Raw genomic sequence first — 26,411 nt, 5'->3', positions numbered from 1 at the left:
CCCCTTTTTATCGTCATTTAGTTTATCTTTTATTACGTCGACGAATGATGAAACTTCGTTTCCTTATCTCCAACTTCAAATAATTTCATCATTATTTGAACTCGCCTTGCCTGATTGAAACAGTCTGGGGGACTGTTTCAAGTCAATGCCTAGAAACAAGAAAGCATTGAGTTATGCCTGCATTTTTTGAGGCGAACTTGGTTCGCACTATCTTCAGCCTTCAAAGGTTCCCCAAACCTTTGAAGCGAGTACTAAAAGTAAACTAAAAGACTGTAACATATAGAAAGGGTGAAAAGATGAATCTGATTTGGACCTATTTGAAAAAATACCCTAAGTGGATTGCCTTGGACTTGTTGGGTGCCTTCTTGTTTGTAGTGGTAAACTTGGGCTTGCCGACTTTTTTGGCTAGAATGATTGACCAAGGAATTACAAAAAATGATGTTGGTCAGCTCTATTATTGGGCGGGAATGATGGGCTTAATCGTCTTGCTTGGAATTGTTGGACGAATAACGCTTGCCTATGCGGCTGGGCAGTTGACAACCAACATCGTAAAAGATATTCGAAATGATTTGTACGAGAAAATTCAGGACTATTCTCATCACGAGTATGAGCAGATTGGTGTTTCTTCTCTGGTTGCTCGTATGACTAATGATGCTTTTGTCTTGATGCAGTTTGCGGAGATGGTATTGAAGCTGGGAATTATCACTCCCTTGATGATGATTGCTTCTGTCATTATGACCTTGGTAACCAGTCCGAGTCTAGCTTGGACAGTCGCAGTAGCCATGCCGTTTCTTGTTATCGTTATTTTCTATGTAGCAACCAAAACCCGCCCTCTATCAGAAACACAGCAAAAACGCTTGGATACTATCAACCAGTATGTTCGTGAAAATCTCATGGGCTTACGGGTTATTCGGGCATTTACGCGGGAAGAATTTCAAGAGGAGCGTTTTGCGGCAGTCAATGAAGATTACACAGAAACATCCAAAAAACTCTTTAATCTGACTGGTTTGACAGAACCGCTCTTTGTCCAGATTATCATTGCTATGATTGTGGCCATTGTCTGGTTCGCTTTGGAACCCTTGAAAACAGGCAGTCTACAAATTGGTGATTTGGTAGCCTTTATAGAATATAGTTTCCACGCGCTTTTCTCATTCTTGCTCTTTGCCAACTTGTTTAACATGTATCCACGGATGTCGGTATCGAGCCAACGGATTCAGGAAGTCTTGGACATGCCCATTTCCATTTCTAAGAATGAAGATGGGATTACTGAAACAGATACTCGTGGTTATTTGGAATTTGAAAATGTAACCTTTGCCTACCCAGGTGAAACGGAATCTCCTGTTCTTCACAATATTTCATTTCAGGCTAAGCCTGGGGAAACCATTGCCTTTATTGGTTCGACTGGTTCTGGTAAGTCTTCTTTGGTGCAGTTAATTCCACGTTTCTATGATGTGACCCTTGGTCGTATCTTGGTGGATGGCGTGGATGTCAGACGCTACAATCTAAAGGCACTCCGTAGTAAGATTGGATTTATTCCGCAGAAAGCTCTGCTATTTACCGGAACCATCGCAGAAAACCTCAAGTACGGGAAGCTAGATGCGAGTTTGGCGGAGTTGCAGGAAGCGACGGATGTTGCTCAGGCCAAGGACTTTATTGAGAGTAAGGAAGAAAAATTCGACACCCATCTAGCAGAAGGGGGAAGTAACTTGTCTGGTGGTCAGAAACAGCGTCTGTCTATTGCACGTGCTATTGTCAAACAGCCAGACATTTATATTTTTGATGATTCCTTCTCAGCCTTGGACTATAAGACGGATGCCATTTTGAGAGCTCGTTTGAAGGAAGTAACGGAACATGCGACGGTGCTGATTGTTGCCCAACGGGTCGGAACTATTATGGATGCCGACCAGATTATCGTGCTAAATGAGGGTGAAATCGTTGGTCGTGGCACCCACAATGAATTGATGGAAAGCAATGAGATTTACCGTGAAATTGCCAACTCCCAGCTTAACCGTCAATCCTTGACAGAAGAATAGGAGGAATGTATGAAGAATTCATCAGTATTTACCCGTGTTTGGGGCTACCTACGTCGTTACCAATCTTCTGTCTATTTAGCTGTTTTTCTGAAGACCATCAGTGCAGTCATGAATGCCTTGGAACCCTTTGTGTTGGGGCTTATCATCACAGAATTGACCAAGAATTTGCTGGACATGGCAAATGGAGTAGCAGGAGCTCAACTAAACTATTCCTATATTGCCATCATGCTTGCCATCTACGCCCTGCGTGCCCTGATGTATGAAATCGGTGCCTATGGTTCTACCTATTTTATGACCAAGGCAGTGCAGGGGGCGACCAAGGAGCTGCGTCAGGACTTGAGCCATAAGATTAACAAAATTCCTGTTTCTTATTTTGACAAGCACCAGTATGGTGATTTACTTGGACGTTTTACAAGCGATGTGGAGACTGTTTCAAACGCCCTGCAACAAAGTTTCCTTCAGTTAGTCAATGCTGTTCTGACTCTCTCTCTAGCCATTTTCATGTGTTTCTGGTTGGATGTATCCCTAGCACTTGTAGTCGTAACCTTGGTTCCAGTGACCTATTTTGGTTCCAAGTTTGTCATGGGCAAATCCCAGCCTTATTTCAAGCAACAAGCTGATGCGCTTGGTCGTTTGAATGGCTTTGTCCAAGAAAACCTCACTGGTTTTAACGTCCTCAAGCTCTACGGTCGTGAAGAATTGTCCACGCAAGAATTTCGCCAGATAACTGCTGACTTACAGGAAGTTGGTTTCAAGGCTAGTTTCATGTCTGGCTTGCTCATGCCCCTGGTACACGGCTTGTCAAACATTGCCTACGTCGTCGTGGCTCTGCTATCTGGTCTGAAAGTCCTTGCAGGTACATTGACGGTGGGTAATATGCAGGCCTTCGTCCAATACGTCTGGCAGATTTCTCAGCCTGTCCAAACCTTGACCCAGTTGGCACCCCAGTTGCAGTCTGCCAAATCCTCCCTTGAACGCATTTTTTCAGTCCTAGATGAGCTTGACGAAGAAGACGCCAATGCGCTAGAGTTGACAGCTAGTCTGACCGGACAAGTCAGCTTTGAACAAGTCGAATTTGGCTATTCAGAAGACAAGCCGCTTATCCGTAACTTTAATCTTGATGTTAAGCCAGGTGAAATGGTGGCTATCGTAGGACCAACAGGGGCTGGTAAGACAACCCTCATCAACCTGCTCATGCGTTTCTATGATGTCACATCCGGTGCTATCAAGGTGGATGGTCAGGACATTCGAAAGATTTCCCGTCAATCCTACCGTAGTCAATTTGGTATGGTCTTGCAGGATGCTTGGCTCTATGAAGGGACTATCAAAGAAAACTTACGTTTTGGTCGTCTGGATGCGACGGATGAAGAAATTGTTGAGGCTGCCAAAGCTGCCAACGTTGACCACTTTATCCGCACACTGCCTGGCGGTTATAATATGGAAATGAACCAGGAATCCAGCAATATTTCCCAAGGTCAAAAACAGCTCTTGACCATTGCGCGTGCTTTGTTGGCAGATCCTGCTATTCTGATTCTTGACGAAGCGACTTCTTCAGTTGATACCCGTTTGGAACTCTTGATTCAAAAGGCCATGAAGCGATTGATGAAAGGACGGACAAGTTTCGTCATTGCCCATCGCTTATCAACCATTCAGGAAGCTGATAAGATTTTGGTCTTGAAAGATGGACAGATTATCGAACAAGGCAACCACGACAGTCTTTTGGCGGACAAAGGTTTCTATTATAATCTCTATCAAAGCCAGTTTAGTGAATCCAAATAAAAAATGAACTCCCTTGTCAGTGACAGGGAGTTTTTTCATATAATTTTTTGTAAAAATTTATTGGTAATTTCTACTTGAAGGTTTTTCTCTTCAGTAGAAGGCAGGGAGTCCCTATAATGAATTTTTGTTTTGATTGACAGTATCAATAATTAGTTCTATAATAAATGTATCAATATATGAAGCATAAAGTGTCGGAACGATACTTGATTCGGCTAACCATATTACCATTAAACTAAGTATTAGCGTGAAGGAAGGCGATGGAGTTGTACCTATTAACATAAATAAAATGATTTACGTTTTAATTTAAAAGGGTTGTCGCAAGATACGGTACTGTGGAGGATAGCAATGAAAAAAATAATTGGTCTATTTATTTTGCTTATTTCAGTTTTATTATTAGAACCATCTGGAAATCTAGGTGTTTCTGCTTTAGAAAATGATAGTACAGTCGTTGAAAAAATAAGTTCAACTGATGAACATTTAGTTGAATTTATCAGTCATGGTGCTTCAGAATATGAACCAGGAACCTTTAGAATGACATTAAAAGTGGGTGAAAAAGGACAAATTCTTCGTCCTCAGAATTCCCCATTGAAAGATTTTCGTTATTCATTTGAAATGACGGTAAGGGATCCATCTATCATCTCATTTGATGAGCAGGGGAATTGGGAGGCGCTAAAAGTTGGAAAAACAGAAGTCATTCCAAATTTTCCGAGTGGTGATAGTATACAGGCTAAAAAGTTTCAAGAAGAATTGGCCAAGTCACCGTTAAAATTAATAGTTAATGAGGTGAAGGTTGGTTGGGAAGTTAAGGTTGTAGAAGCAGATTTTTTTGATGGCAGACCAATGTATCGTTTTTACAATCCCAATAATAAAGAGCATTTTTACACAGGGTCAGTTGATGAGCGAGATTTCCTAATCAAAATAGGTTGGGGTTCTTATGAGGGAATCTCTTGGTTGTCACCTGCATCAGGTCAAGCTGTATATCGCCTTTATAATCCAATATTGAAGGATCACCACTATACAATAGACACACATGAGGTGGATATTTTAACTAGTCAGTATAATTGGATAAATGAGGGTATTGCTTGGTATTCAGGTGGTGATACGCATGTTCACCGATTATTCCATAGCAGTCTTACATCGGGCTCACATCATTATACTACCGATGAGAACGAGGTGAAAATTCTTCAAGGACGTGGTTGGAAATATGAAGGTATTGCTTGGTATGGTAAATAACAAAGTGAAATTTTAGGTAGATTTTCTATACTAGTATATGAGAAAACTCCCTTGTCAGTGAAGACAGGGGAGTTTTCTCATATACATGTTTGTAACATTTAATAGGCAATTTCTGAAAGAAGATTTTCAGCCGTAGTGGTTGGGAGGATGCGAACTCGGTTGAGAGTGAGCAGGCCGTCACTAGCAGAAGCCAAACCGTTGTTGGTTGTGACACCTAGTTTGTAGCCTGCTTGTTCAGTCAAGGCAACTGTATCAGCTGAATAGCGACCACCAGGATAGGCAATGGCGATGGTGTTTTGCTGTAGCTGACTATCTAGATAGGCCTTAGATGTAGTCAGTTCTTCGGTTTGTGTTTCAATGGTACTGTATTCCAAGTCTGGATGGTTGACAGTATGACCTTGGAAAGAAAGACCAGCGGCCTGCATTTCCTTGATTTGCTCGATGGTCAGATGACCAGCTTGTTCATATTCTGTAAAACCTGTGATGACATTATTGGTGCCCTTCATCTGATACTGCTTGAGCAGGGGGTAGGCGTGGCTATAGAAATCCCAGAGGCTATCATCAAAGGTTAGCCAGACTACCTTTTTCCCAGCTGGTAGGACGTTTTCAGTGAGCACCTTATAGGCCTCTTCAGGTGAAAGCGTGTAATAACCCGCGTCCTGTAAGGCTTTTAAATGACTTTCAAAGGTTGCTGGATCTACAATCAAATTTGCATTTGCAGCTTCCTCAGGCGCCATGACATGAATGGCATGGTACATGAGGATAGGTAGTTTGACAGGTTCAGCCTGTACTTCCCAAGTGATGTCGGTCTGAAGGGGGGATGATGTACTTGCCTGTGTAAACTCCTTGCTGGTTTGAGAAATTGCTGCCCCATTCTGTCCATCTGATTGCTTACTTGATTGAGTGATGTTAGACAAGAGGAGAAATAGAATAAGGGACAGAATAGCTAGGGGAACTAGGTCTAAGAATCGTTCAATTCTTGTCCGTCTTTTACGTTTTTGTTTTCTATTCAGAGTGATCAATCTGGAATGTTTCATAAACCATTCTCCTCATAAATATGCTTAGAATGATTATACCAAATTTTTTGCCAAAAAGTTAGTCTATTTGATATAATGGGAGAAATACTTTCTAAAGGAGATCACATGGTAGTTAAGATTGGATTATTAGGATTTGGTACAGTTGCAAGTGGCGTACCATTTTTGTTAGCAGAGAATGCAGAAAAGATTGAAAAGGCTGCCCAGGACAGCATTGAAGTAGCAAAGGTTCTAGTAAAAGATGATGCAGAAAAAGAACGCTTGTTGGCTGCAGGTCATGACTACAATTTTGTTACAAATATTGATGAGATTTTAGCGGATGAGGACATTGCCATTGTCGTTGAATTGATGGGGCGTATCGAGCCAGCTAAAACCTTTATTACCCGTGCCTTGGAAGCTGGCAAACATATCGTTACAGCCAATAAGGATTTGTTGGCGGTTCATGGGAGCGAATTGCGTGCCTTGGCTGAAGAAAAGGGCTTGGCACTTTATTATGAGGCTGCTGTAGCGGGCGGTATTCCAATCTTGCGTACCTTGGTCAACTCTTTGGCAGCTGACAAGGTCACACGTATCCTTGGTGTTTTGAATGGTACATCAAACTTCATGTTGACCAAGATGGTGGATGAAGGCTGGACCTATGAAAAAGCCCTTCAAACAGCTCAGGAACTTGGTTATGCAGAATCAGATCCAACCAATGACGTTGAGGGTATTGATGCAGCCTACAAGGCAGTTATCCTCAGTCAATTTGCCTTTGGTATGACAGTTGATTTTGACCATGTAGCTCACAAAGGGATTTCCAACATTACGCCAGAAGATGTGGCAGTGGCGCAAGAATTGGGCTATGTCATCAAACTAGTGGGAGATATTCAAGAAACCACCACAGGTATTTCTGCCGAGGTATCCCCAACATTCCTACCGAAAAATCATCCACTGGCTAGCGTAAATGGTGTGATGAACGCTGTTTTTGTGGAATCAATCGGTATCGGCCAATCTATGTACTATGGACCAGGTGCAGGTCAAAAGCCGACCGCAACAAGTGTTACAGCAGATATTATTCGTATCGTTCGTCGTTTGAAAGATAAGACCATCGGCAAAGCCTTTAACGAATACAGCCGTCCGCTTCAATTAGCTGCTCCAAGCGATGTTAAGAGCGAATACTACTTTTCAATTGTTGCACCAGATAAGAATGGAAAAATGCTTCGTTTGGCAGAGATTTTCAATTCTGAGGAGATTTCCTTTAAGCAAATTCTGCAACAAGCTGCCAATGGTGAAACTGCTCGCTTGGTCATTGTAACTCATGAAATGAGCAAGACACAATTAGAAAATGTGACTGCTAAATTGGCTCAAGAATCAGACTTTACAGTCTTAAATACATTTAAGGTATTGGGAGAATAAGGTATGAAAATTATTATCCCTGCAACATCTGCTAATATCGGACCAGGATTTGATTCAGTTGGTGTTGCCCTTTCAAAATACTTGACCATTGAAGTTTTAGAGCAGACGGATGAGTGGGTCATCGAACACAATCTTGACCATGTGCCGTCAGATAAGAACAATCTTCTTATCAAAACTGCTTTGAAGGTAGCTAAAAACCTCCAGCCTCATCGGATTAAAATGTTTAGTGATATTCCTTTAGCGCGTGGGTTAGGCTCCTCAAGTTCAGTTATTGTAGCAGGTATTGAGTTGGCCAACCAACTGGCTGGTTTGAATATGACTGCAGATGAAAAATTGCTCAAAGCAACTGAAATTGAAGGTCATCCTGATAATGTAGCACCTGCTATTTACGGTAATTTGGTTATTGCTAGCTATGTCAACAAAAAGGTACAGGCAGTCGTAACTAATTTCCCTGAGGCAAGTTTTGTAGCCTTCATTCCAAACTACCCATTGCGCACAGTTGAAAGTCGTGGAGTTCTACCTTCACAAATGGGCTACAAAAAAGCGGTAGCTGCCAGCGCCATTTCCAATGTGGCTGTTGCTAGTTTGATGGCTGGTGATTTGGAGAAGGCTGGGAAAGCCATTCAGTCAGATATGTTCCACGAACCCTTCCGCCAATTGTTAGTTAAGGAATTTTGTCCAATCAAGCAAACAGCGCAAGAACTGGGAGCCTACGCAACCTATCTATCAGGTGCAGGTCCAACTGTCATGGTTTTGACTTCAAAGGATAAGGAAGCTGCCCTTGTAACAGCCCTTGAGCAATTAGACTTGGATGGAACGGTGCATCCTCTTCAGGTGGATACAAAGGGTATTCAAGTGATATAATATTCAGCTCCACGGGAGCTGATTTTTTCTGTAAAAATTTCTGCCTAGAAACTGGATTTATATTCGTTTTTTGAGCTGTTTTTTGGTATAATATGACCTGTATATTTTAAATTGAAATGAGAAGATGATGAAAGATAAAATTAGGCTTGAGTTGGATGGGATTGACATTCGCTTCGATGAGCCCTTAAAAGAATATACCTATACAAAAGTAGGAGGTGCTGTTGATTACCTAGCATTTCCTCGTAACCGCTATGAAATTGTTCGAATTGTTGAGTTTGCTAAGCGAGAAAATATTCCCTGGCAGGTACTGGGCAATTCCAGTAATATTATCGTTCGCGACGGTGGCATTCGTGGGTTTGTAATCCGTATGGATAAACTCAATTCTGTCACTGTTTCAGGCTACACGATTGAAGCAGAAGCAGGGGCTAATTTGATTGAAACAACTAAGGTTGCCCTCTTCCATTCCTTGACAGGATTTGAATTTGCCTGTGGTATTCCCGGTAGTGTAGGTGGAGCGGTTTATATGAACGCCGGTGCCTACGGTGGAGAAATCGCTCATATTCTGGTTTCTGCTCAGATTTTGACACCTGCAGGTTATGTAGAAACCTTGGATAACCGTGAGTTGCGTTTTGGCTATCGCTCGTCAATTTTACAAGAGAATGGTGCCATTGTTTTATCTGCTAAATTTGCCCTAAAACCTGGTAATCACCCTGTTATTCAAAACGAAATGGCTCGTTTGACCCATTTGCGTGAGTTGAAACAGCCTTTGGAATATCCATCATGTGGCTCAGTCTTTAAACGCCCTCCTGGTCATTTTGCAGGTCAGTTAATCATGGAGGCTGGCTTGAAAGGCTACCGTATTGGCGGTGTTGAAGTATCTGAAAAACATGCTGGTTTTATGGTCAATGTTGCTGATGGTACAGCGATGGACTACGAACATTTGATTGCCCATGTGATTGAAGTTGTTGAAAAATCTTCAGGCGTTACGCTGGAGAGAGAAGTGCGTATTATCGGCGACCCAGCTGATAAACTCTAGCCATCTGGCTCTGTTAAAAAGAAGGAATTTATGAGAATTGAAAAAGCCAATTATTGAATTTAAACATGTTTCAAAAGTTTTTGAAGACAGTGGAACAACTGTATTAAAGGATATTAGTTTTGAATTGGAAGAGGGTAAATTTTATACCCTATTAGGAGCTTCTGGTTCAGGTAAATCAACGATTTTGAACATTATCGCTGGTTTATTGGATGCAAGTTCAGGTGATATTTATCTGGATGGTCAACGGATTAACGATGTTCCGACCAACAAGCGGGATGTCCATACCGTTTTCCAATCCTATGCCCTATTCCCGCACATGACTGTCTTTGAGAATGTGGCTTTTCCTCTTAAATTGCGTAAGGTTGACAAGGCTGAAATCGAACGCCGTGTGACAGAGGCTCTTCAAATGGTCCGACTTTCTGGTTACGAGAAACGCTCCATTCAGAAATTGTCAGGTGGTCAACGGCAACGTGTCGCTATTGCTCGCGCCATCATCAATCAGCCCCGCGTTGTCTTACTAGACGAGCCTTTATCAGCCCTAGACTTGAAACTGCGGACAGAAATGCAGTATGAACTGCGTGAATTGCAACAACGCCTAGGGATTACCTTTGTCTTTGTTACCCATGACCAAGAAGAAGCACTGGCCATGAGTGATTGGATTTTTGTCATGAATGAAGGTGAGATTGTACAGTCAGGGACACCAGTGGATATTTATGATGAGCCAATCAATCATTTTGTTGCCACCTTCATCGGCGAGTCCAATATCCTGTCTGGTCGCATGATTAAGGACTACCTAGTTGAATTTAACGGCAAACGCTTCGAAGCTGTGGATGGCGGTATGCGACCAAATGAAGAAGTTCAAATCGTTATCCGTCCAGAAGACTTGCAGATTACACTTCCTGAAGAGGGCAAATTGCAAGTAAAAGTAGATACCCAGCTCTTCCGTGGGGTTCACTATGAAATCATTGCCTACGATGATTTGGGCAATGAATGGATGATTCACTCAACCCGTAAGGCTATTGTGGGAGAGGTCATCGGTCTGGACTTTGAGCCAGAAGACATCCATATCATGCGCCTCAATGAAACGGAAGAGGAATTTGATGCCCGTATCGAAGAGTATGTGGAAGTGGAAGAAGTGGAAGATGGTTTGATTAACGCCATCGAGGAGGAACGTAATGAAGAAAACCTCTAGGCTCTTTGCAATTCCTTATGCCCTATGGGTCTTTCTCTTTGTACTCGCACCCGTTGCCTTGATTATCTTCAAGTCTTTCTTTGATATTCACGGCAATTTCACTTTGGCCAATTACCAGACCTATTTTAACTCGCCAAATATGACCTATCTGCGTATGAGTTTTAACTCCATTTTTTACGCAGGTATTATTACTCTGGTCACTTTGTTGGTGTCTTATCCAACTGCCTACTTCTTGACCAAGCTCAAGCATAGACAGCTTTGGCTCATGTTGATTATCTTGCCGACCTGGGTCAATCTCTTGCTAAAAGCCTATGCCTTTATCGGTATTTTTGGACAGCATGGCTCTATCAACCAGTTCTTAGAGTTTATTGGCTTGGGTGCCCAGCAAATTCTTTTTACGGATTTCTCTTTTATTGCTGTTGCAGCCTATATTGAAATTCCATTTATGATTTTGCCGATTTTTAATGCCCTGGATGATTTGGATAAAAATCTCATCAATGCCAGTCGTGATTTAGGGGCGACATCCTGGCAGACCTTTACAAAAGTTATTTTTCCTCTTTCCATGAACGGCGTTCGTTCAGGTGTTCAAGCAGTTTTTATTCCGAGTTTAAGCCTCTTTATGTTGACCCGTTTGATTGGCGGTAACCGAGTGATTACCTTGGGTACAGCTATCGAGCAACATTTCCTTACTACACAAAACTGGGGAATGGGTTCAACCATTGGTGTGGTCTTGATTTTGGCCATGCTCTTGATTATGTGGATGACGAAAGAGAGGAAGAAATAATGAAGAAATTTGCAAATATCTACTTAACAGTTGCCTTTCTTCTTCTTTATTTGCCGATTTTCTATCTGATTTTCTACGCTTTCAATGAAGGTGGAGATATGAACGGCTTTACAGGCTTTACCTTGGAGCATTTTTCGTCCATGTTGGGTGACAGCCGTCTGATGCTGATTTTGGCACAAACTTTTTTCTTGGCTTTTTTGAGTTCATTGATTGCGACCATTATCGGAACATTTGGTGCCATCTATATTTATCAGGCAAAACCTCGTTTCCAAAATGCCTTGCTGTCTGTCAATAATATCTTGATGGTAGCACCAGACGTTATGATTGGGGCAAGTTTCCTGATTCTCTTTACTATGATTGGTTTTCAATTAGGCTTTGTTTCTGTCTTGCTGAGTCACATTGCCTTCTCCATTCCGATTGTCGTCTTGATGGTCTTGCCTCGATTGAAGGAAATGAATGCAGATATGATTTCAGCAGCTTATGACTTGGGTGCAACCCAGCCACAAATGCTGAAAGAAATCATGTTGCCATATTTGACACCAGCCATTATTGCAGGCTATTTCATGGCCTTTACCTATTCCTTGGATGACTTTGCCGTGACCTTCTTTGTAACGGGAAATGGTTACTCAAACCTATCTGTAGAGATTTACTCACGGGCTCGTCAAGGGATTTCTTTGGAAATCAATGCCCTGTCAACCCTTGTCTTCCTTTTCTCAATCTTATTGGTAGTGGGTTATTATTTCATCTCGCGTGAAAAGGAGGCCAACTAATGAAACGTTTATATTCATTTTTCCTAGGAATTATTGCTATTATTCTCATTCTTTGGGGAATTTCCAGTAAATTAGAAGCTGATTCAACTCAAGGAACGACGGATAAGTTGGTTATCTATAACTGGGGAGATTATATTGACCCAGAATTACTGGAAGAATTTACTGCTGAAACAGGTATTCAGGTGGATTACCAAACTTTTGATTCCAATGAATCCATGTACACTAAGATAAAGCAGGGTGGTACAACCTATGATTTGACTATTCCATCTGAGTATATGATTTCCAAGATGACCGAAGAGAATATGCTCATCAAATTGGACAAGTCGAAAATTGAAGGTTTGGAAAATATTGATCCACAATTCATGGGCTTGAGTTTTGATAAGAACAATGATTATTCCATCCCCTATTTCTGGGGTACCTTAGGAATTGTTTATAATGAAACCATGGTCGAAAATACTCCTCAGGAATGGGAAGATTTATGGTCTGAAGAATACCGTGACAATATCATGTTGATTGATGGTGTCCGTGAGGTCATGGGATTTGGCTTGCAATCGCTGGGGCATAGTCTAAATTCCAAAAATCCAGCTGAAATCGAAAAAGCTGCGGAACATCTCTATAATCTAACTCCAAATGTCAAGGCCATTGTTGCTGATGAAATCAAGGGTTACATGATACAGGATGCGGCAGCTATCGCAGTATCCTTCTCTGGTGAAGCTAGTGAAATGTTGGATGGCAATGAGAACCTGCGTTATGTTGTGCCGTCAAAAGGTTCTAACCTGTGGTTTGATAACATGGTCATTCCAAAAACTGCCAAGAATTTGGACGGTGCCTATGCCTTTATGAGTTTCATGCTCCGTCCCGAAAATGCGCTTCGCAATGCTGAATATGTTGGTTACTCAACACCAATTCCTGCAGCAAAAGCCATGTTGGATGAAGAAACTCAGAACGATGAATCCTTCTATCCTTCAGAAGAAACCATGAAGAAGATGGAAGTCTATGATAACCTCGGACAAGAGATGCTGGGAATGTACAATGACCTTTATCTCCAGTTCAAGATGTATCGGAAATAAGACAAAAAACCACTAGGACAATTCTGAACTAGTGGTTTTACTGTTTTCTATTGATTATCTATATGCTGCAAATGGGATACCTGCTGGGAAGGACTTTTATTATCATCTCTAGTTGGTTTGAAAATTTTTCATCATTTTCTGAATTTCTTTCGAAATGTCTGTAGGTTTTACAAGATAGAATTGCTGGGCTAGTTGGTCAGCGATGTAGGAATGAAGGTAGGTGGCAGTCACAACTCTATCATATAGTCCTACATGAGGAAATTGTAGGGCAAAGCCTGCTACCATACCAGCAAGTGTGTCGCCCATCCCTCCAGTTGCTTGATAGGGACCACCTGCTTTGATGGGAGTAATCTGTTCGGGGTCTGCTTGAAGTACTTGTGTCATAAAACTCTTAGCGACTAAAATGGTATGTTCTTGAAACTCTCTTAAGGCGGTTAGGTTGGTCTGGCTTGTTTGTCGGTCAATGGGGATGGCAGACAATCTTTCCCATTCTTTTTGGTGGGGTGTTAGGATAACTTGTTTGCAGGGAAAAATTTTCCTGTTCTGTTTGGCTATCAAGGTCAAGGCAGATCCATCCAGGACAAGAATTTGTTTTTCTGACACATTTTCAAGTACAAGGTCAACTAGGTTTTCTGCTCGGCTATTGTCCCCCAAACCCGGACCAATCAATACCAGGTCAGCATGTTTTATATTTGCTAGGAGTAAGTCTTTGTCATCAACTGAAAAGGCCATGGCTTCAGGTAGGTGACTATGCAGTGCTGGAATATTTTCTTTTTCAGTAGCGACAGTAACCAAGCCAGCTCCGCTATTGACAGTGGCTAGGGCAGTCATGATGATGGCGCCACCGTAAGGGTAAAGTCCACCAATCAGTAAGGCACGGCCGAAGGTTCCCTTGTGGCTGTTCCTAGGTCGTTCCTGAATGACCTGCCTACAAAGTTCTTGTAAATCCATGATAGTCAACTCCTTTCTATAGATTATTATAGCATGAGAACGGGACACATTCGCAAGTTACTTTTTAGAAAATTCTTCTTTTTCATGCTATAATGGACATATGGTATTATCAAAGAAACGTGCAAGAAAAGTTATTGAAGAAATCATCGCCCTTTACCCTGATGCTCAACCTAGTTTGGATTTCCGCAACCATTTTGAATTGGTCTGCGCAGTACTTTTGTCAGCTCAGACAACGGATGCTGCTGTTAACAAGGCTACCCCAGGTCTATTTGCAGCCTTTCCAACACCTCAAGCCATGGCAGCAGCAGAGGTGAAGGACATCGAGCCCTACATTTCTCGCTTGGGCTTGTATCGTAATAAGGCCAAGTTTTTGAAAGAATGTGCCCAGCAGTTGTTGGACCGACATGATGGCATTGTCCCACAGACACGGGAGGAATTAGAAGCCTTAGCCGGTGTGGGGAGAAAAACGGCCAATGTGGTATTGAGTGTCGGTTTTGGCATTCCTGCATTCGCAGTCGATACCCATGTGGGTCGGATCTGCAAACACCACGACATTGTCAAAAAATCGGCTACTCCTCAGGAAACGGAAAAGCGGGTCATGGAGGTCTTACCACCAGAACTCTGGCTGCCAGCCCACCAGGCTATGATTTATTTTGGACGAGAAGTCTGCCATCCTAAAAATCCTGAGTGTGAAAAATTTCCACAATTATATGAATTTGATTAAAAATCTTCAGTTTTTGAAGATTTTTTTCGTTTTCTTTTTTAAATTAACCAGTAAAATCAGAACGTTTTTTGAAATATTCAATAGAATGTCTTCTAAAACGGAATTTGACGAATATTCAATCCCGTTTTACTTCTATAAAACGATAATAAACGAACGTTTACGCATGATATGCAAAGCATATTGACAAAAAACAAACGATAGACTATAATTATAGATGTCGGTTAAGGAAAAACGAACAAACTAGTATTTCCTAATACAAAAATCATTTAAAAACGAACAGAGGAGAAGCTCATGTTTAATGAAACACCAGTTTTTGACTACGAAGATATTCAGCTCATTCCAAACAAATGTATCATCAATAGCCGTTCAGAGGCAGATACATCTGTAACACTCGGAAAATACACTTTTAAACTGCCAGTTGTTCCAGCCAATATGCAGACAATCTTGGATGAAGATGTGGCGGAAATGTTGGCTAAAGATGGTTATTTTTACATCATGCACCGTTTTGATGAAGAGGGGCGAATTCCCTTCGTGAAACGCATGCATGACCAAGGCTTGATTGCTTCTATATCGGTTGGTGTGAAAGACTATGAATACGACTTTGTTTCTAGTTTAAAAGCTGACGCGCCTGAGTTTATTACTATTGATATTGCGCATGGTCATGCGGATAGCGTGATTAAAATGATCAAGCATATCAAGAAAGAATTGCCTGATACCTTTGTCATTGCTGGAAATGTGGGAACGCCTGAGGCTGTTCGTGAGTTGGAAAATGCCGGTGCGGATGCAACAAAAGTTGGAATTGGTCCAGGTAAGGTCTGCATCACCAAGGTCAAAACTGGTTTTGGTACAGGGGGTTGGCAGCTGGCTGCCCTTCGTTGGTGTTCAAAAGCTGCTCGTAAGCCGATTATTGCGGACGGTGGTATCCGTACCCACGGAGATATTGCCAAATCCATCCGTTTCGGTGCTAGCATGGTTATGATTGGTTCGCTCTTTGCTGGTCACATCGAAAGCCCAGGAAAGACAGTAGAAGTAGACGGCAAACAGTTTAAGGAATACTACGGCTCTGCATCTGAATACCAAAAAGGAGCCTATAAGAACGTAGAAGGTAAAAAAATTCTCCTGCCAGCCAAAGGCCACTTGAAAGATACGCTGATTGAAATGGAGCAAGATTTGCAATCATCCATTTCTTATGCTGGCGGTCGTGACATGACCAGCTTGAAGCACGTTGATTATGTAATTGTAAAAAATTCAATCTGGAATGGGGATTCTATCTAGTCAAAGAGGACTTGCAATGCAGGTCCTTTTCTTGTTACAATATTTATATAAAATTGAAAGAGAATAAGTATGTACCAAACAAGAAATAACAAAGAGAAGCTCTGGCTCTTTATCAAAATATTTTTGCCTATTTTAATTTATCAATTTGCTAATTACTCGGCATCCTTCATTGATACCATGATGACTGGTCAGTACAGTACCATGGATTTGGCAGGAGTTTCTATGGCAACTAGCCTATGGAATCCCTTGTTCTCATTTTTGACAGGAATTGTGTCGGCACTTGTCCCGATTATTGCCCAATATTTGGGACAAGGAGAGAAGTCAAAGATTCGACAAGAGTTTCATCAGTTTGTCTATCTATCTATTGGATTAACCGTTTTACTCTTGTGCTCGGTCATTTTTATAGCTATTCCATCCCTCGCACGTTTCGACTTGGACGAAGCTGTCTTTCAGGTCGGTCGGCAGTACCTCTACTATATCTCCATCGGTATCTTGCCCCTCTTACTGTTCAGTGTCTGTCGATCCTTTTTCGACGCCTTGGGCTTGACCCGACTCTCCATGTACCTCATGTTGCTCTTGGTTCCCTTTAACAGCCTCTTCAACTATCTCTTGATTTACGGGAAAATGGGCCTACCAGCCCTGGGCGGAGCAGGTGCTGGATTGGGCACTGCTTTAGCTTACTGGGCTGTGTTGCTAGTCATTGTCCTTGTCATGTGCAAAAATAAGACCATTTCTTCTTATCAGATTTGGCGGTGGAGTCCGATTGACCTTTCTTTATTGAAGGAAGGCTTGAAAATTGGTTTGCCAATTGGTTTGCAAGTCTTTGCAGAAGTGGCTATTTTTGCAGTAGTTGGCCTTTACATGGCAAAATTTTCTGCTCAGATTATCGCGGCTCATCAGGCGGCCATGAACTTTGCAACCTTATTATATGCCTTTCCATCATCGGTATCCTCAGCCTTGGCTATTGTGGTTGCCTATGAAGTGGGTGCAAAACGACCTATAGATGTAAAAGCCTACAGCCGTTTGGGACGCTTGGTAGCGTTAGGCTTTGCAGGTCTGACCTTAACCTTCCTTTATTTTTTCCGTTCCAAAGTTGCCTTTCTCTACGGAAATGATACAGACTTTGTCCGACTGACCTCACATTTTCTAAGCTTTGCCCTCATGTTCCAATTGGCAGATGCCTATACAGCACCAATTCAAGGAATTTTGAGGGGGTACAAGGATACGACTGTTCCATTTGTACTTGGCCTAGTTGCTTATTGGTCCATGACCTTTCCGGTTGCCTTTTTCCTGGAAAGATTTTTCCACCTGGGACCAGAAGCCTATTGGATTGGTCTGATTAGCGGTATTTTTGTTTGCGGGATTGCCCTAAGATTACGGATGCAGAAAATTGCTAGCCTTCAATAGATTTCTATGTTTTCTCTTGACAGATTTTCTGAGCTTGATATAATTTACTAAAAAAGGTTGGGTGCTAATATGAAAAAGAGATGGTTGATTTTTGTTGTTTTATCTTGTATCTGCATCTTACTTGGCTATCAAGTTGTGAAGAAAACTGAAATTAGTTTACCTCAAGCTGACCAGATTGTAATTAGTAATCAGGATGGTGGAGAGCTAAGAACTCTGGAAGGTAGTGAAATGAGCGATTTTCTGTCAGAGCTTTCCCAAATTCATCCTTATCTTTTCAAAAATGCTAGCAACCATGACCAGCCAGTCGGAGTAAAGGAATATTATCAACTAATCTTTCAACCTTATAATAAAATTGCCTATCTCTATGAGAAAAGTGGCAAAACCTATCTGGAGTTTCCTTATGAGTTGACAGTCAGGACCAAAAAGTCCTTGTCTGAGTTAATAGACTAGAAGAAGTCGGAGCAATCCGGCTTTTTAAATTTAAATTTTTTAACATTTACCTTTACAAATATGTTCGGGGGGGGGGTACAATATAAGAGATAGATAGAACTGTATGAAAAAAATGTGCTAAAGGAGGAGCTTCATAAGGAAATGCTAATCTATCTACTACTAATTTTGGAGACTTTTTATGGAAAAAATTACAACATTTTTTAAAAATTATTTTGATACACCTAAGGTACCTTTGAAATACTATTTAGGTGATGTTTTCTATTTTAATCTTTTTTGGGGTTTGCTACCATTTTTATTTGGAGAAATCAACGTAGGAACAATTTTATTTTTTGCTTATTTGATGTTATCAGTGTATACATTCTTCTGGTATTCGGACTATCAACTCTTCAAATTTCCATATGATCCCAAGAAGATTTTTAGATATCGTCGCTCGATTTTTAGTAAGGATGGTATAAAAAATGTTACTGCAGAGAGTTTAGCTAGGGAACACCACTATACAATCAACGAAAATAAAATTTCTAGGGATTACACCGAGAATGTAAAAACCGTTGCTTTTGCATTTATTATTACATTTTTTGTCCGATACCTGCTAATTGCTAATCAAGTACTTTTTTCTGTTATCAGACATCCTAAAACAATGAGAGAATATAAAGAGGCTGTACGTGTTCAGAGTGAACAACTCAACAATCTATAGGAGTTATTTATGGGCGATTTTGTAACTATTTTATTATTTGCTTCCGTCATTATTTTTAGATATTTCATTTACCCTAAGATGAAAAAGGCAAATGAAGAAAAGAGATGGGCAGAAGAGCAATCAAAATATAGGATTACAATTATTGACTTGATAAATGAGAGACAGAGTTTTGTTGGTACTATTGATAGTTTTAATGATATCTACAACATAGTTTATGACTATAATCAAGCCCATGTTTTTTCTAGCCAAGAAGCTGCAAGTAAATATGCACATTCTATGGCAAGGAATGAAAATATAAGTATCCTAATACTCGCAGGTTCAAATCCTGTCGAAAAAATTTGTTAGAAATCAGGTCGCATGTAGTCAAACATTTACCTTGACAAATATTCCCAAAATATTAAACTTAAGATAAGTAGCTTTTCAAGCTTTGGAAATTTGCTACTATATTTGGAGGTTATATGAAAATGAAGAAATTTCTATTACTTTTTTCTGTAGTGCTTTTGACTGCGTGTAAATCGGGTGAAGTGAAGCAAGAGAAGGCTGTAACCAGTCAATCAAGTTCACAAGCAACATCGAGTTCAACAACTTCAAGTCAGTCGGAAACGAAGACGGTAGAGGTGGATTATTCTAGCTATCAAAAGGTTATTGACCGTTATCAGGCAAGTTTGGGATTGGAGCTTTCAGCCCTAAATCGTGATGAGGTGAGTAGTCTTCTTTATGGGATTAAACAATATCCAACTGTTTATACTGGAGCATATTATGTCCAAAACGATTTTGATAAAGATGGTGTAGATGAATTAGCTCTTGCCTTATCGACGAGTTCTCAATTTGTCCTCATCGACCTATATACTGTAGGGAATGACGGACAGTTGATAAGACTGGTTGATCAGTTCCGTCAGCAAGGTCCAGAGATTGGTGAAAAAGTAACCCTGTGGCCACTTGAAGATGGAAGTTACTCTTTAGAAACGGCTGGTAGTTTTAGAAACTATAAATATGACTCTACTGCAGGTCAACTGACCCTACAGGCAGAAGGGGCGACCAATCCTTCATCTGCCACAGTTGTCGATTTAAGCACGCTTTCATGGACTAAATTGGAAAAAGTTGTAGCAGTGCAAGAAAATACATCTGCACCTACTATTGATATGCAGGGGCTGTTAGCTGGTGATTTCTCAACTATTGCTGGAACTTGGGCAAATGCCAAAGGGACTGTCTTGGTTATTGATTCATCAGGGAAGGTTACTAATGAGGAGGATAGCGACCTAACCATTCGTGAAATCGATTCAAACGGTATAGCAGTTGGGGGCTATAGTTTTGGTATGTACGGTGCAGGACTTAGAGTTATTCCCGCAGGCGTTGCCATTGAGTTTACATACACTGGGGAAACAGATTTAAGCGATACGACTAAAAATAGATTATTTATCAGTCAAGGACTACTTTCTGCAGAAGAGGTTGCAAACGAGGTTTTCTATAAACAAGATTAAGTATTTATGGAAGTGAGGTAGGTTAACAATCCTATCTCCTTCTTTTTTTGCCTTATTATTGAGAAAATAACCTCATCATGTTAAAATAAAAGGATAGAAAATCAGATGGAGAAATTATGAATTATTTTAACGTAGGTAAGATTGTTAACACCCAAGGCTTACAAGGAGAAATGCGTGTTTTATCTGTAACGGATTTTGCAGAAGAACGTTTTAAAAAAGGGGCGAAATTGGCCTTGTTTAATGACAAGGACCAGTTTGTCATGGAAGTTGAAATTGCTAGTCACCGTAAGGCTAAGAACTTTGATATTATCAAGTTCAAGGGTATGTACCACATCAATGATATTGAGAAGTACAAGGGCTTTAGTTTGAAAATTGCGGAAGAAAATTTGTCCGACCTTGAAGATGGTGAGTTTTATTATCATGAAATTATTGGTTTGGATGTTTATGAAAATGACCAACTGATTGGACAAATCAAGGAAATCTTGCAACCTGGTGCTAATGATGTTTGGGTGGTCAAACGCAAAGGGAAGAAAGACCTGCTTTTGCCTTACATTCCGCCCGTTGTCTTAAACATTGATATTCCAAACAATCGCGTAGATGTGGAACTGCTCGAGGGCTTGGACGATGAGAATTGATATTTTGACCCTCTTCCCAGAAATGTTTGCTCCGCTGGAACATTCTATTGTGGGCAAGGCGCGTGACAAGGGCTTGCTGGAAATCAACTACCATAATTTTCGTGAGAAAGCTGAAAAGGCTCGCCATGTGGATGATGAGCCTTATGGTGGTGGTCAAGGGATGTTACTCCGAGCTCAACCGATTTTTGATACCATGGATAGCATTGAACAAACCAAGCCCCGTGTTATCTTGTTAGATCCTGCTGGTAGAACTTTTAATCAGGCCTATGCAGAAGAATTGGCACAGGAAGAGCAGTTGATTTTTATCTGTGGTCATTACGAGGGCTATGATGAGCGGATTAAGACCTTGGTGACAGACGAGATTTCTCTTGGAGATTATGTTCTGACTGGGGGCGAATTGGCAGCCATGACTATGATTGATGCTACTGTTCGTTTAATTCCAGAGGTCATTGGCAAGGAAGTCAGCCATACGGATGATAGTTTTTCATCAGGGCTATTGGAATATCCTCAGTACACTCGTCCCTACGAATATCGAGGGATGGTAGTGCCAGATGTTCTCATGAGTGGCCACCATGAAAATATTCGAAAATGGCGTCTGGAAGAAAGCCTACGAAAAACCTATCAACGTCGTCCAGACTTGTTGGAAAATTATAACTTTACAGCTGAAGAGTTAGCTATTTTTGAAAAAATCAAAGCAGAAGACACAGTTGATTAGACTGTGTTTTCATGTTCAAAGGAGAAAATTATGAAACGTCAGGTATTTGAAGACTACCAACCTTATAAAATAAAACATAAGGCTAGATTTGACTTGGGAAATAATGAAAATCGCATTATTGATTGGTCCTTTTTACCGCAAAAGACCTTAGAGAGCTTAGAAGTTGGTCAATTGAGCTTTTACGGTGACAATACTTACTCAGAGTTGATTGAGAAATATGCGACCTATCTTGGAGTAAATCCCAGACAGGTGACGGTGGGAGTTGGCTCCGACCACCTCATTCATATGATTGTTTCCACCTTTATGGAGAAGGATGATACATTCTTGACGGTCAATCCTGATTTCTTCATGTATGAAACCTATAACCAGATGCATGGTAGCCGGTTTGAAGCCATTGAATTGGAAGAGAAAGATGGGACCTTGGTTTTGCCAGTTGACAACTTGTTGGCGCGTGCTCAAGAAACCAATGCGAAAATTCTCATGCTTTCCAACCCAAACAATCCATCATCGGTTGCCTATTCCATGGAAGATTTGGAAAGGTTAGCGACTTCTTTCAAGGGATTGCTGGTTATTGACGAGGCCTATATTGAATTTGCAGAAGTTGAGAGCTTTCTCAGTCGCCTTGAAGGATATGAGAATGTTTTGGTCTTGCGTACACTTTCCAAGGCCTTTGGTCTAGCAGGTTTGCGAGTTGGTTTTGCGGTTGGAAGTGAAGAGCTTATTTATGAATTGGACAAGGTCATTCCACCTTTTAGTCTATCCAATTTAACGGCTCATATGGCTACAGTTGCCTTGGATTACAAAGATAAAGTAACAGAAACGGTTGAAACAATTGTCAAACTGCGTCAAGAAATGATTGCTTTTTTAGAACAATTAGAAGATTGTCATGTCCTGCCAAGTCAGACCAGTTTTGTGACCTTTAAGGCACTGTGGGCAGAAGTGTTTCACCGGCAAGCTTTGGCAAAAGATTGGAATTTCAAGTACTATCCAACAGGGAAATTAGCAGGTTACATTCGACTGTCCATTGGCCGGCCAGAAGAGATGGCTATGCTTAAAGAGATGGTCAAATCAATGATAGAGAGGGGAACAATTTCGTAAGAGATTGTTCTTTTTTGAAGAAAATTGACATTTTTTGAAAGATTTTGCCAGAAAATGATTGACAATGATGGTTTTTAGTGTATAATGGTTTTTGTAAACGATTGCAGGAGGTGTTGGACATTCTCAAATCAGAACGCAAGCAAGTCATATTAGAACGCATTCAAGCACAACAATTTGTCCGCTTGGAAGAATTGGTTGACATTCTAGCAACATCTGAATCCACTGTTCGTAGGGATTTGGACGAGTTAGAAAATGAAGGAAAACTTCGAAGAGTACATGGCGGTGCGGAAGCACCAGCTAATTTGCAACTGGAAGAATCCATTCTGGAAAAATCTGTCAAAAACGTTCAAGAAAAACGGATGATTGCTGAAAGAGCAGCACAGTTAATCATGGACGGCGATGTGATTTTTGTAGACGCAGGGACGACAACCGGTGTCTTGATTGACTATCTCCAACAGGAAAATCTAACAGTCGTGACCAATTCCATTCACCATGCTGTCAAGTTGGTTGAACGCAAGATAAAGACCATTATTATAGGTGGTTTTGTTAAACAATCAACCGATGCTTCAGTAGGTGCCTTGGCTTTGGAACAAATTCGACAGCTCAATTTTGATAAGGCCTTTCTGGGAATGAATGGTATTGATAAAAACTACTTTACAACGCCAGACATTGAAGAAGCGACCATCAAACGTACTATCATAGACAATGCAAAAGAAAGCTATGTTCTAGCAGATGCGTCGAAGATTGGTCAATTCTCCTTTGCCAAGGTTGCAGCCATCGAAAAAGCCAATATTATCTGTCAATCTTCGGAGAGCAGTTTGTTGGACATCATAAAAGAGAAAACGAGGGTAATCGAGGTATGATTTATACTGTTACGCTCAATCCAGCTATTGACTACATTGTTCGACTTGATAGAGTTGAAACAGGCAGTGTCAATCGTATGGAGAGCGACGATAAGTATGCCGGCGGTAAGGGAATTAACGTTAGTCGTGTTTTGAAGCGATTGGGCTATCCGAATACAGCAACGGGTTTCCTTGGCGGATTCACTGGTCAGTTCATCAAAGATGGATTGGTTGCTGAAGGCATTGATACCGATTTTGTTCAGGTGGACCAAGATACGCGGATTAACGTGAAAATCAAAGCCGACCAAGAAACAGAAATCAACGGTTTGGGTCCGATTGTGACAGATACACAGTTGGCAGAACTAGAAATGGTTTTGGCTGGCTTGACTAAAGATGACACAGTTGTCTTTGCTGGTTCAGCACCAGCTAGCCTTGGAAATGAAGTGTATAATAAGCTAATTCCAGTGGCTAAAAAAGCAGGGGCTCAAGTAGTTTGTGACTTTGAAGGGCAAACTCTTCTGGATTCACTTGCTTACCAACCGCTTTTGGTTAAACCAAATAACCACGAGTTGGAAGCTATTTTCAATGTTGAATTGAAGGGGATAGCTGACATTGAAACCTACGCTAAGAAAATCTTAGATATGGGAGCTCAGAACGTTATCATTTCTATGGCAGGGGATGGGGCTTTGTTGGTTACTCCGACAGCAACCTACTTTGCCAAACCAATCAAGGGAATGGTGAAAAATTCTGTCGGTGCTGGAGATTCCATGGTGGCAGGGTTTACTGGCGAATACGTTCGCTCACAAGATCCAATCGAAGCCCTTAAATGGGGAGTTGCTTGCGGTACGGCAACAGCCTTTTCAGATGATTTGGCAAGTATCGAATTTATTAAGGAAACTTATGAAAAAGTTGAGGTAGAAACACTATGAAAATTCAAGACGTTTTGAAAAAAGATGTCATGTTGCTTGATTTGCAAGCGACAAGCAAGGAAGCAGTCATCGATGAAATGATTGCTAGCTTGGTAGAAAAAGGATACGTAACTGATTTTGATGTATTCAAAACAGGTATTATGAACCGTGAAGCACAGACAACAACAGGTCTTGGCGACGGTATTGCAATGCCACACGCTAAGAATGCGGCTGTCAAAGAAGCAACTGTTCTCTTTGCTAAATCAAACAAGGGCGTTGACTATGCAAGTCTTGACGGTCAACCAACTGACTTGTTCTTCATGATTGCGGCTCCAGAAGGTGCTAACGACACCCACTTGGCTGCCCTTGCGGAATTGTCTAAATACTTGATGAAAGCTGGTTTTGCTGATAGACTTCGTGCGGCAACAAATCCTGAAGAAGTGATTGCAGTCTTCGATACAGCAGAAGCAGCAGATAAAGCGGCTGAAGAAGTGGTTGCCGCTCCAAGTGGCGACCGTCCATTTATCGTTGCAGTTACAGCATGTACAACAGGTATTGCCCACACCTACATGGCAGAAGAAGCTCTTAAGAAGCAAGCTGCTGAGATGGGTGTTGACATCAAGGTTGAAACAAACGGTGCGTCTGGGGTTGGTAACAAACTAACCGCTGAAGACATTAAGAATGCAGCAGGTGTAATCATCGCAGCAGATAAGGCTGTTGATATGCCTCGTTTCAATGGGAAACCATTGGTATCTCGTCCAGTTGCTGCTGGTATCAAACAAGCAGAAGAATTGATTAACATCATCTTGGACGGTAAAGCGTCAACTTATACAGCGACAGAAGGAGCAGCTACTGTGGAATCTTCAGAAAAACTTAGCCTTGGTAAAGCATTCTATAAACACTTGATGAGTGGTGTTTCTCAAATGTTGCCATTCGTTATTGGTGGCGGTATCTTGATTGCCCTTGCTTTCTTGTTTGATAATTTGCTCGGTGTACCAAGCGACAGCCTTGGTAGCCTAGGTTCATACAACGAAATCGCAGCTATGTTCATGAAGATTGGTGGAGCAGCCTTTGGCTTCATGTTGCCACTTCTTGCAGGTTACATTGCTTACTCAATCGCTGAAAAACCAGGTTTGGTTGCTGGTTTCGTAGCTGGTGCAATTGCTAGTAGCGGTCTTGCTTTTGGTAAAATCCCTTACGCAGCTGGTGGTGAAGAAACCCTTGCTCTTGCAGGTGTATCATCTGGTTTCTTGGGTGCCCTCGTTGGTGGTTTTCTAGCTGGTGGTGTAGTTCTTGTTCTTCGCAACGCTTTGCGTAACATGCCAAAATCACTCCAAGGTTTGAATGCAATCTTGCTCTTGCCACTTTTGGGTACAGCTATCACTGGTTTCTTGATGTTCTTCGTAAACATCCCAATGGCAGCTATCAACACTGGTATGAACAACTTCCTTGCAGGTCTTGAAGGTAGCTCTGCTATTCTCCTTGGACTTGTCCTCGGTGGAATGATGGCAGTCGATATGGGTGGTCCAGTCAACAAGGCGGCTTATGTCTTCGGTACAGGTACGCTTGCAGCAACTGTTGCAGACGGTGGTTCTGTAGCGATGGCGGCAGTTATGGCAGGTGGTATGGTTCCACCATTGGCAGTCTTTGTCGCAACTCTCTTGTTCAAGAACAAGTTCACGCAAGAAGAGCGTAACTCAGGTTTGACAAACATTGTTATGGGTCTGTCATTCATCACTGAAGGTGCCATTCCATTTGGTGCTGCTGACCCAGCTCGTGCAATCCCAAGCTTTATCGCAGGTTCTGCCCTTGCAGGTGCCTTGGTAGGTTTGTCAGGTATCCAATTGATGGCTCCACACGGTGGAATCTTCGTTATCGCTTTGACTTCAAATCCATTGCTTTACATCCTTTATGTATTGATTGGTGCAGTAGTTTCAGGTATTCTCTACGGAGCTCTTCGTCAAGCTAAATAAGATTAAAACCTTGTCTTCGGGCAAGGTTTTTTATCTGGAAAATGCTGTATTTAGATTAAAATATAAAT

At 41.4% G+C, this 26,411-nt stretch carries 25 protein-coding genes; 23 read left to right on the top strand and 2 right to left on the bottom strand.

Annotated features, from left to right (window positions below; all coding sequences use genetic code 11):
• The first annotated feature begins 296 nt into the window (after nucleotides 1–296).
• The 3 genes from PW220_RS05610 to PW220_RS05600 all read left to right on the top strand — a co-directional run bounded on the left by PW220_RS05610 (nucleotide 297) and on the right by PW220_RS05600 (nucleotide 5,045).
• Nucleotides 297–2,033, top strand: a complete 1,737-nt coding sequence (locus PW220_RS05610) for an ABC transporter ATP-binding protein (protein WP_248054087.1) — start codon at nucleotides 297–299, stop codon at nucleotides 2,031–2,033.
• A 9-nt stretch (nucleotides 2,034–2,042) separates the two neighbouring features.
• Nucleotides 2,043–3,812, top strand: coding sequence for an ABC transporter ATP-binding protein (locus tag PW220_RS05605; RefSeq protein WP_248054088.1), 1,770 nt, complete (start codon nucleotides 2,043–2,045; stop codon nucleotides 3,810–3,812).
• Between the two features lie 345 nt (nucleotides 3,813–4,157).
• Nucleotides 4,158–5,045, top strand: coding sequence for a hypothetical protein (locus tag PW220_RS05600; RefSeq protein ID WP_248054089.1), 888 nt, complete (start codon nucleotides 4,158–4,160; stop codon nucleotides 5,043–5,045).
• 98 nt (nucleotides 5,046–5,143) lie between these two features.
• Here PW220_RS05600 and PW220_RS05595 read toward each other — a convergent pair whose 3' ends face one another.
• Nucleotides 5,144–6,082 carry a polysaccharide deacetylase family protein gene (locus tag PW220_RS05595; protein ID WP_248054090.1) on the bottom strand — a complete coding sequence of 313 codons (939 nt, stop codon included), beginning with the start codon at nucleotides 6,080–6,082 and terminating at the stop codon, nucleotides 5,144–5,146.
• 105 nt (nucleotides 6,083–6,187) lie between these two features.
• Between PW220_RS05595 and PW220_RS05590 the strand changes: the two genes are divergently transcribed.
• The 7 genes from PW220_RS05590 (at nucleotide 6,188) to PW220_RS05560 (ending at nucleotide 13,190) form a co-directional block, all read left to right on the top strand.
• A complete protein-coding gene (locus tag PW220_RS05590; protein WP_248054091.1) occupies nucleotides 6,188–7,474 on the top strand; it encodes a homoserine dehydrogenase in 1,287 nt (428 codons plus the stop codon).
• A gap of 3 nt (nucleotides 7,475–7,477) precedes the next feature.
• A complete protein-coding gene (gene thrB / locus PW220_RS05585; RefSeq protein ID WP_248054092.1) occupies nucleotides 7,478–8,338 on the top strand; it encodes a homoserine kinase in 861 nt (286 codons plus the stop codon).
• Between the two features lie 127 nt (nucleotides 8,339–8,465).
• On the top strand, nucleotides 8,466–9,374 hold the full coding sequence (gene murB / locus PW220_RS05580) for a UDP-N-acetylmuramate dehydrogenase (RefSeq protein WP_105117891.1): 909 nt from the start codon (nucleotides 8,466–8,468) through the stop codon (nucleotides 9,372–9,374).
• 37 nt (nucleotides 9,375–9,411) lie between these two features.
• Entirely contained in the window at nucleotides 9,412–10,566 is a 1,155-nt protein-coding gene (locus PW220_RS05575) for an ABC transporter ATP-binding protein (protein ID WP_105117890.1), read from the top strand.
• Nucleotides 10,550–11,350 carry an ABC transporter permease gene (locus tag PW220_RS05570; RefSeq protein WP_024400543.1) on the top strand — a complete coding sequence of 267 codons (801 nt, stop codon included), beginning with the start codon at nucleotides 10,550–10,552 and terminating at the stop codon, nucleotides 11,348–11,350. Before PW220_RS05575 ends, PW220_RS05570 begins: the two co-directional genes overlap by 17 nt.
• Nucleotides 11,350–12,120: an ABC transporter permease gene (locus PW220_RS05565; protein WP_024379919.1), complete on the top strand. Its 771-nt coding sequence runs from the start codon at nucleotides 11,350–11,352 to the stop codon at nucleotides 12,118–12,120. The genes PW220_RS05570 and PW220_RS05565 overlap by 1 nt, the downstream gene beginning before the upstream one ends.
• Nucleotides 12,120–13,190, top strand: a complete 1,071-nt coding sequence (locus PW220_RS05560; RefSeq protein WP_105117889.1) for an ABC transporter substrate-binding protein — start codon at nucleotides 12,120–12,122, stop codon at nucleotides 13,188–13,190. The genes PW220_RS05565 and PW220_RS05560 overlap by 1 nt, the downstream gene beginning before the upstream one ends.
• A 108-nt stretch (nucleotides 13,191–13,298) precedes the next feature.
• Here PW220_RS05560 and PW220_RS05555 read toward each other — a convergent pair whose 3' ends face one another.
• Entirely contained in the window at nucleotides 13,299–14,141 is an 843-nt protein-coding gene (locus PW220_RS05555; RefSeq protein WP_248054093.1) for an NAD(P)H-hydrate dehydratase, read from the bottom strand.
• Nucleotides 14,142–14,241: 100 nt separating this feature from the next.
• On the opposite strand from PW220_RS05555, the gene nth reads away from it, so the two are divergent.
• The 13 genes from nth (at nucleotide 14,242) to PW220_RS05490 (ending at nucleotide 26,343) form a co-directional block, all read left to right on the top strand.
• On the top strand, nucleotides 14,242–14,865 hold the full coding sequence (gene nth, locus PW220_RS05550; RefSeq protein ID WP_105117887.1) for an endonuclease III: 624 nt from the start codon (nucleotides 14,242–14,244) through the stop codon (nucleotides 14,863–14,865).
• Nucleotides 14,866–15,156: 291 nt separating this feature from the next.
• Nucleotides 15,157–16,140: a GMP reductase gene (gene guaC, locus PW220_RS05545; RefSeq protein ID WP_248054094.1), complete on the top strand. Its 984-nt coding sequence runs from the start codon at nucleotides 15,157–15,159 to the stop codon at nucleotides 16,138–16,140.
• A 69-nt stretch (nucleotides 16,141–16,209) separates the two neighbouring features.
• Complete coding sequence (locus PW220_RS05540) at nucleotides 16,210–17,547, top strand: MATE family efflux transporter (RefSeq protein WP_248054095.1); 1,338 nt, start codon at nucleotides 16,210–16,212, stop codon at nucleotides 17,545–17,547.
• A 69-nt stretch (nucleotides 17,548–17,616) separates the two neighbouring features.
• Complete coding sequence (locus PW220_RS05535) at nucleotides 17,617–17,997, top strand: DUF5301 domain-containing protein (RefSeq protein WP_248054096.1); 381 nt, start codon at nucleotides 17,617–17,619, stop codon at nucleotides 17,995–17,997.
• Between the two features lie 178 nt (nucleotides 17,998–18,175).
• Nucleotides 18,176–18,691, top strand: a complete 516-nt coding sequence (locus PW220_RS05530; protein ID WP_248054097.1) for a hypothetical protein — start codon at nucleotides 18,176–18,178, stop codon at nucleotides 18,689–18,691.
• Between the two features lie 9 nt (nucleotides 18,692–18,700).
• Nucleotides 18,701–19,036, top strand: a complete 336-nt coding sequence (locus tag PW220_RS05525) for a hypothetical protein (protein WP_248054098.1) — start codon at nucleotides 18,701–18,703, stop codon at nucleotides 19,034–19,036.
• Nucleotides 19,037–19,149: 113 nt separating this feature from the next.
• Nucleotides 19,150–20,172 carry a DUF6287 domain-containing protein gene (locus PW220_RS05520; protein WP_248054099.1) on the top strand — a complete coding sequence of 341 codons (1,023 nt, stop codon included), beginning with the start codon at nucleotides 19,150–19,152 and terminating at the stop codon, nucleotides 20,170–20,172.
• Nucleotides 20,173–20,288: 116 nt separating this feature from the next.
• Entirely contained in the window at nucleotides 20,289–20,807 is a 519-nt protein-coding gene (gene rimM, locus PW220_RS05515) for a ribosome maturation factor RimM (RefSeq protein WP_023370422.1), read from the top strand.
• Entirely contained in the window at nucleotides 20,797–21,522 is a 726-nt protein-coding gene (gene trmD, locus PW220_RS05510) for a tRNA (guanosine(37)-N1)-methyltransferase TrmD (RefSeq protein ID WP_014637967.1), read from the top strand. Before rimM ends, trmD begins: the two co-directional genes overlap by 11 nt.
• A 30-nt stretch (nucleotides 21,523–21,552) precedes the next feature.
• The gene (locus tag PW220_RS05505) at nucleotides 21,553–22,620 is read left to right on the top strand and encodes a pyridoxal phosphate-dependent aminotransferase (RefSeq protein ID WP_248054100.1); all 1,068 of its coding nucleotides are present in this window, start codon (nucleotides 21,553–21,555) and stop codon (nucleotides 22,618–22,620) included.
• Between the two features lie 113 nt (nucleotides 22,621–22,733).
• Nucleotides 22,734–23,483, top strand: coding sequence for a DeoR/GlpR family DNA-binding transcription regulator (locus tag PW220_RS05500; RefSeq protein WP_105117880.1), 750 nt, complete (start codon nucleotides 22,734–22,736; stop codon nucleotides 23,481–23,483).
• Nucleotides 23,480–24,391 (top strand): 1-phosphofructokinase, encoded by a 912-nt coding sequence (gene pfkB, locus PW220_RS05495; protein WP_105117879.1) that lies wholly within the window; start codon nucleotides 23,480–23,482, stop codon nucleotides 24,389–24,391. The genes PW220_RS05500 and pfkB overlap by 4 nt, the downstream gene beginning before the upstream one ends.
• A complete protein-coding gene (locus tag PW220_RS05490) occupies nucleotides 24,388–26,343 on the top strand; it encodes a PTS fructose transporter subunit IIABC (RefSeq protein ID WP_248054102.1) in 1,956 nt (651 codons plus the stop codon). Before pfkB ends, PW220_RS05490 begins: the two co-directional genes overlap by 4 nt.
• The last annotated feature ends 68 nt before the right edge of the window (nucleotides 26,344–26,411 follow it).

This window comes from Streptococcus sp. 29892 (assembly GCF_032594935.1).
Taxonomy (GTDB): domain Bacteria; phylum Bacillota; class Bacilli; order Lactobacillales; family Streptococcaceae; genus Streptococcus; species Streptococcus hyiners.
The sequence above is the reverse complement of the archived record's forward strand: the minus strand, read 5'-3'. Positions and strand labels throughout refer to the sequence as shown.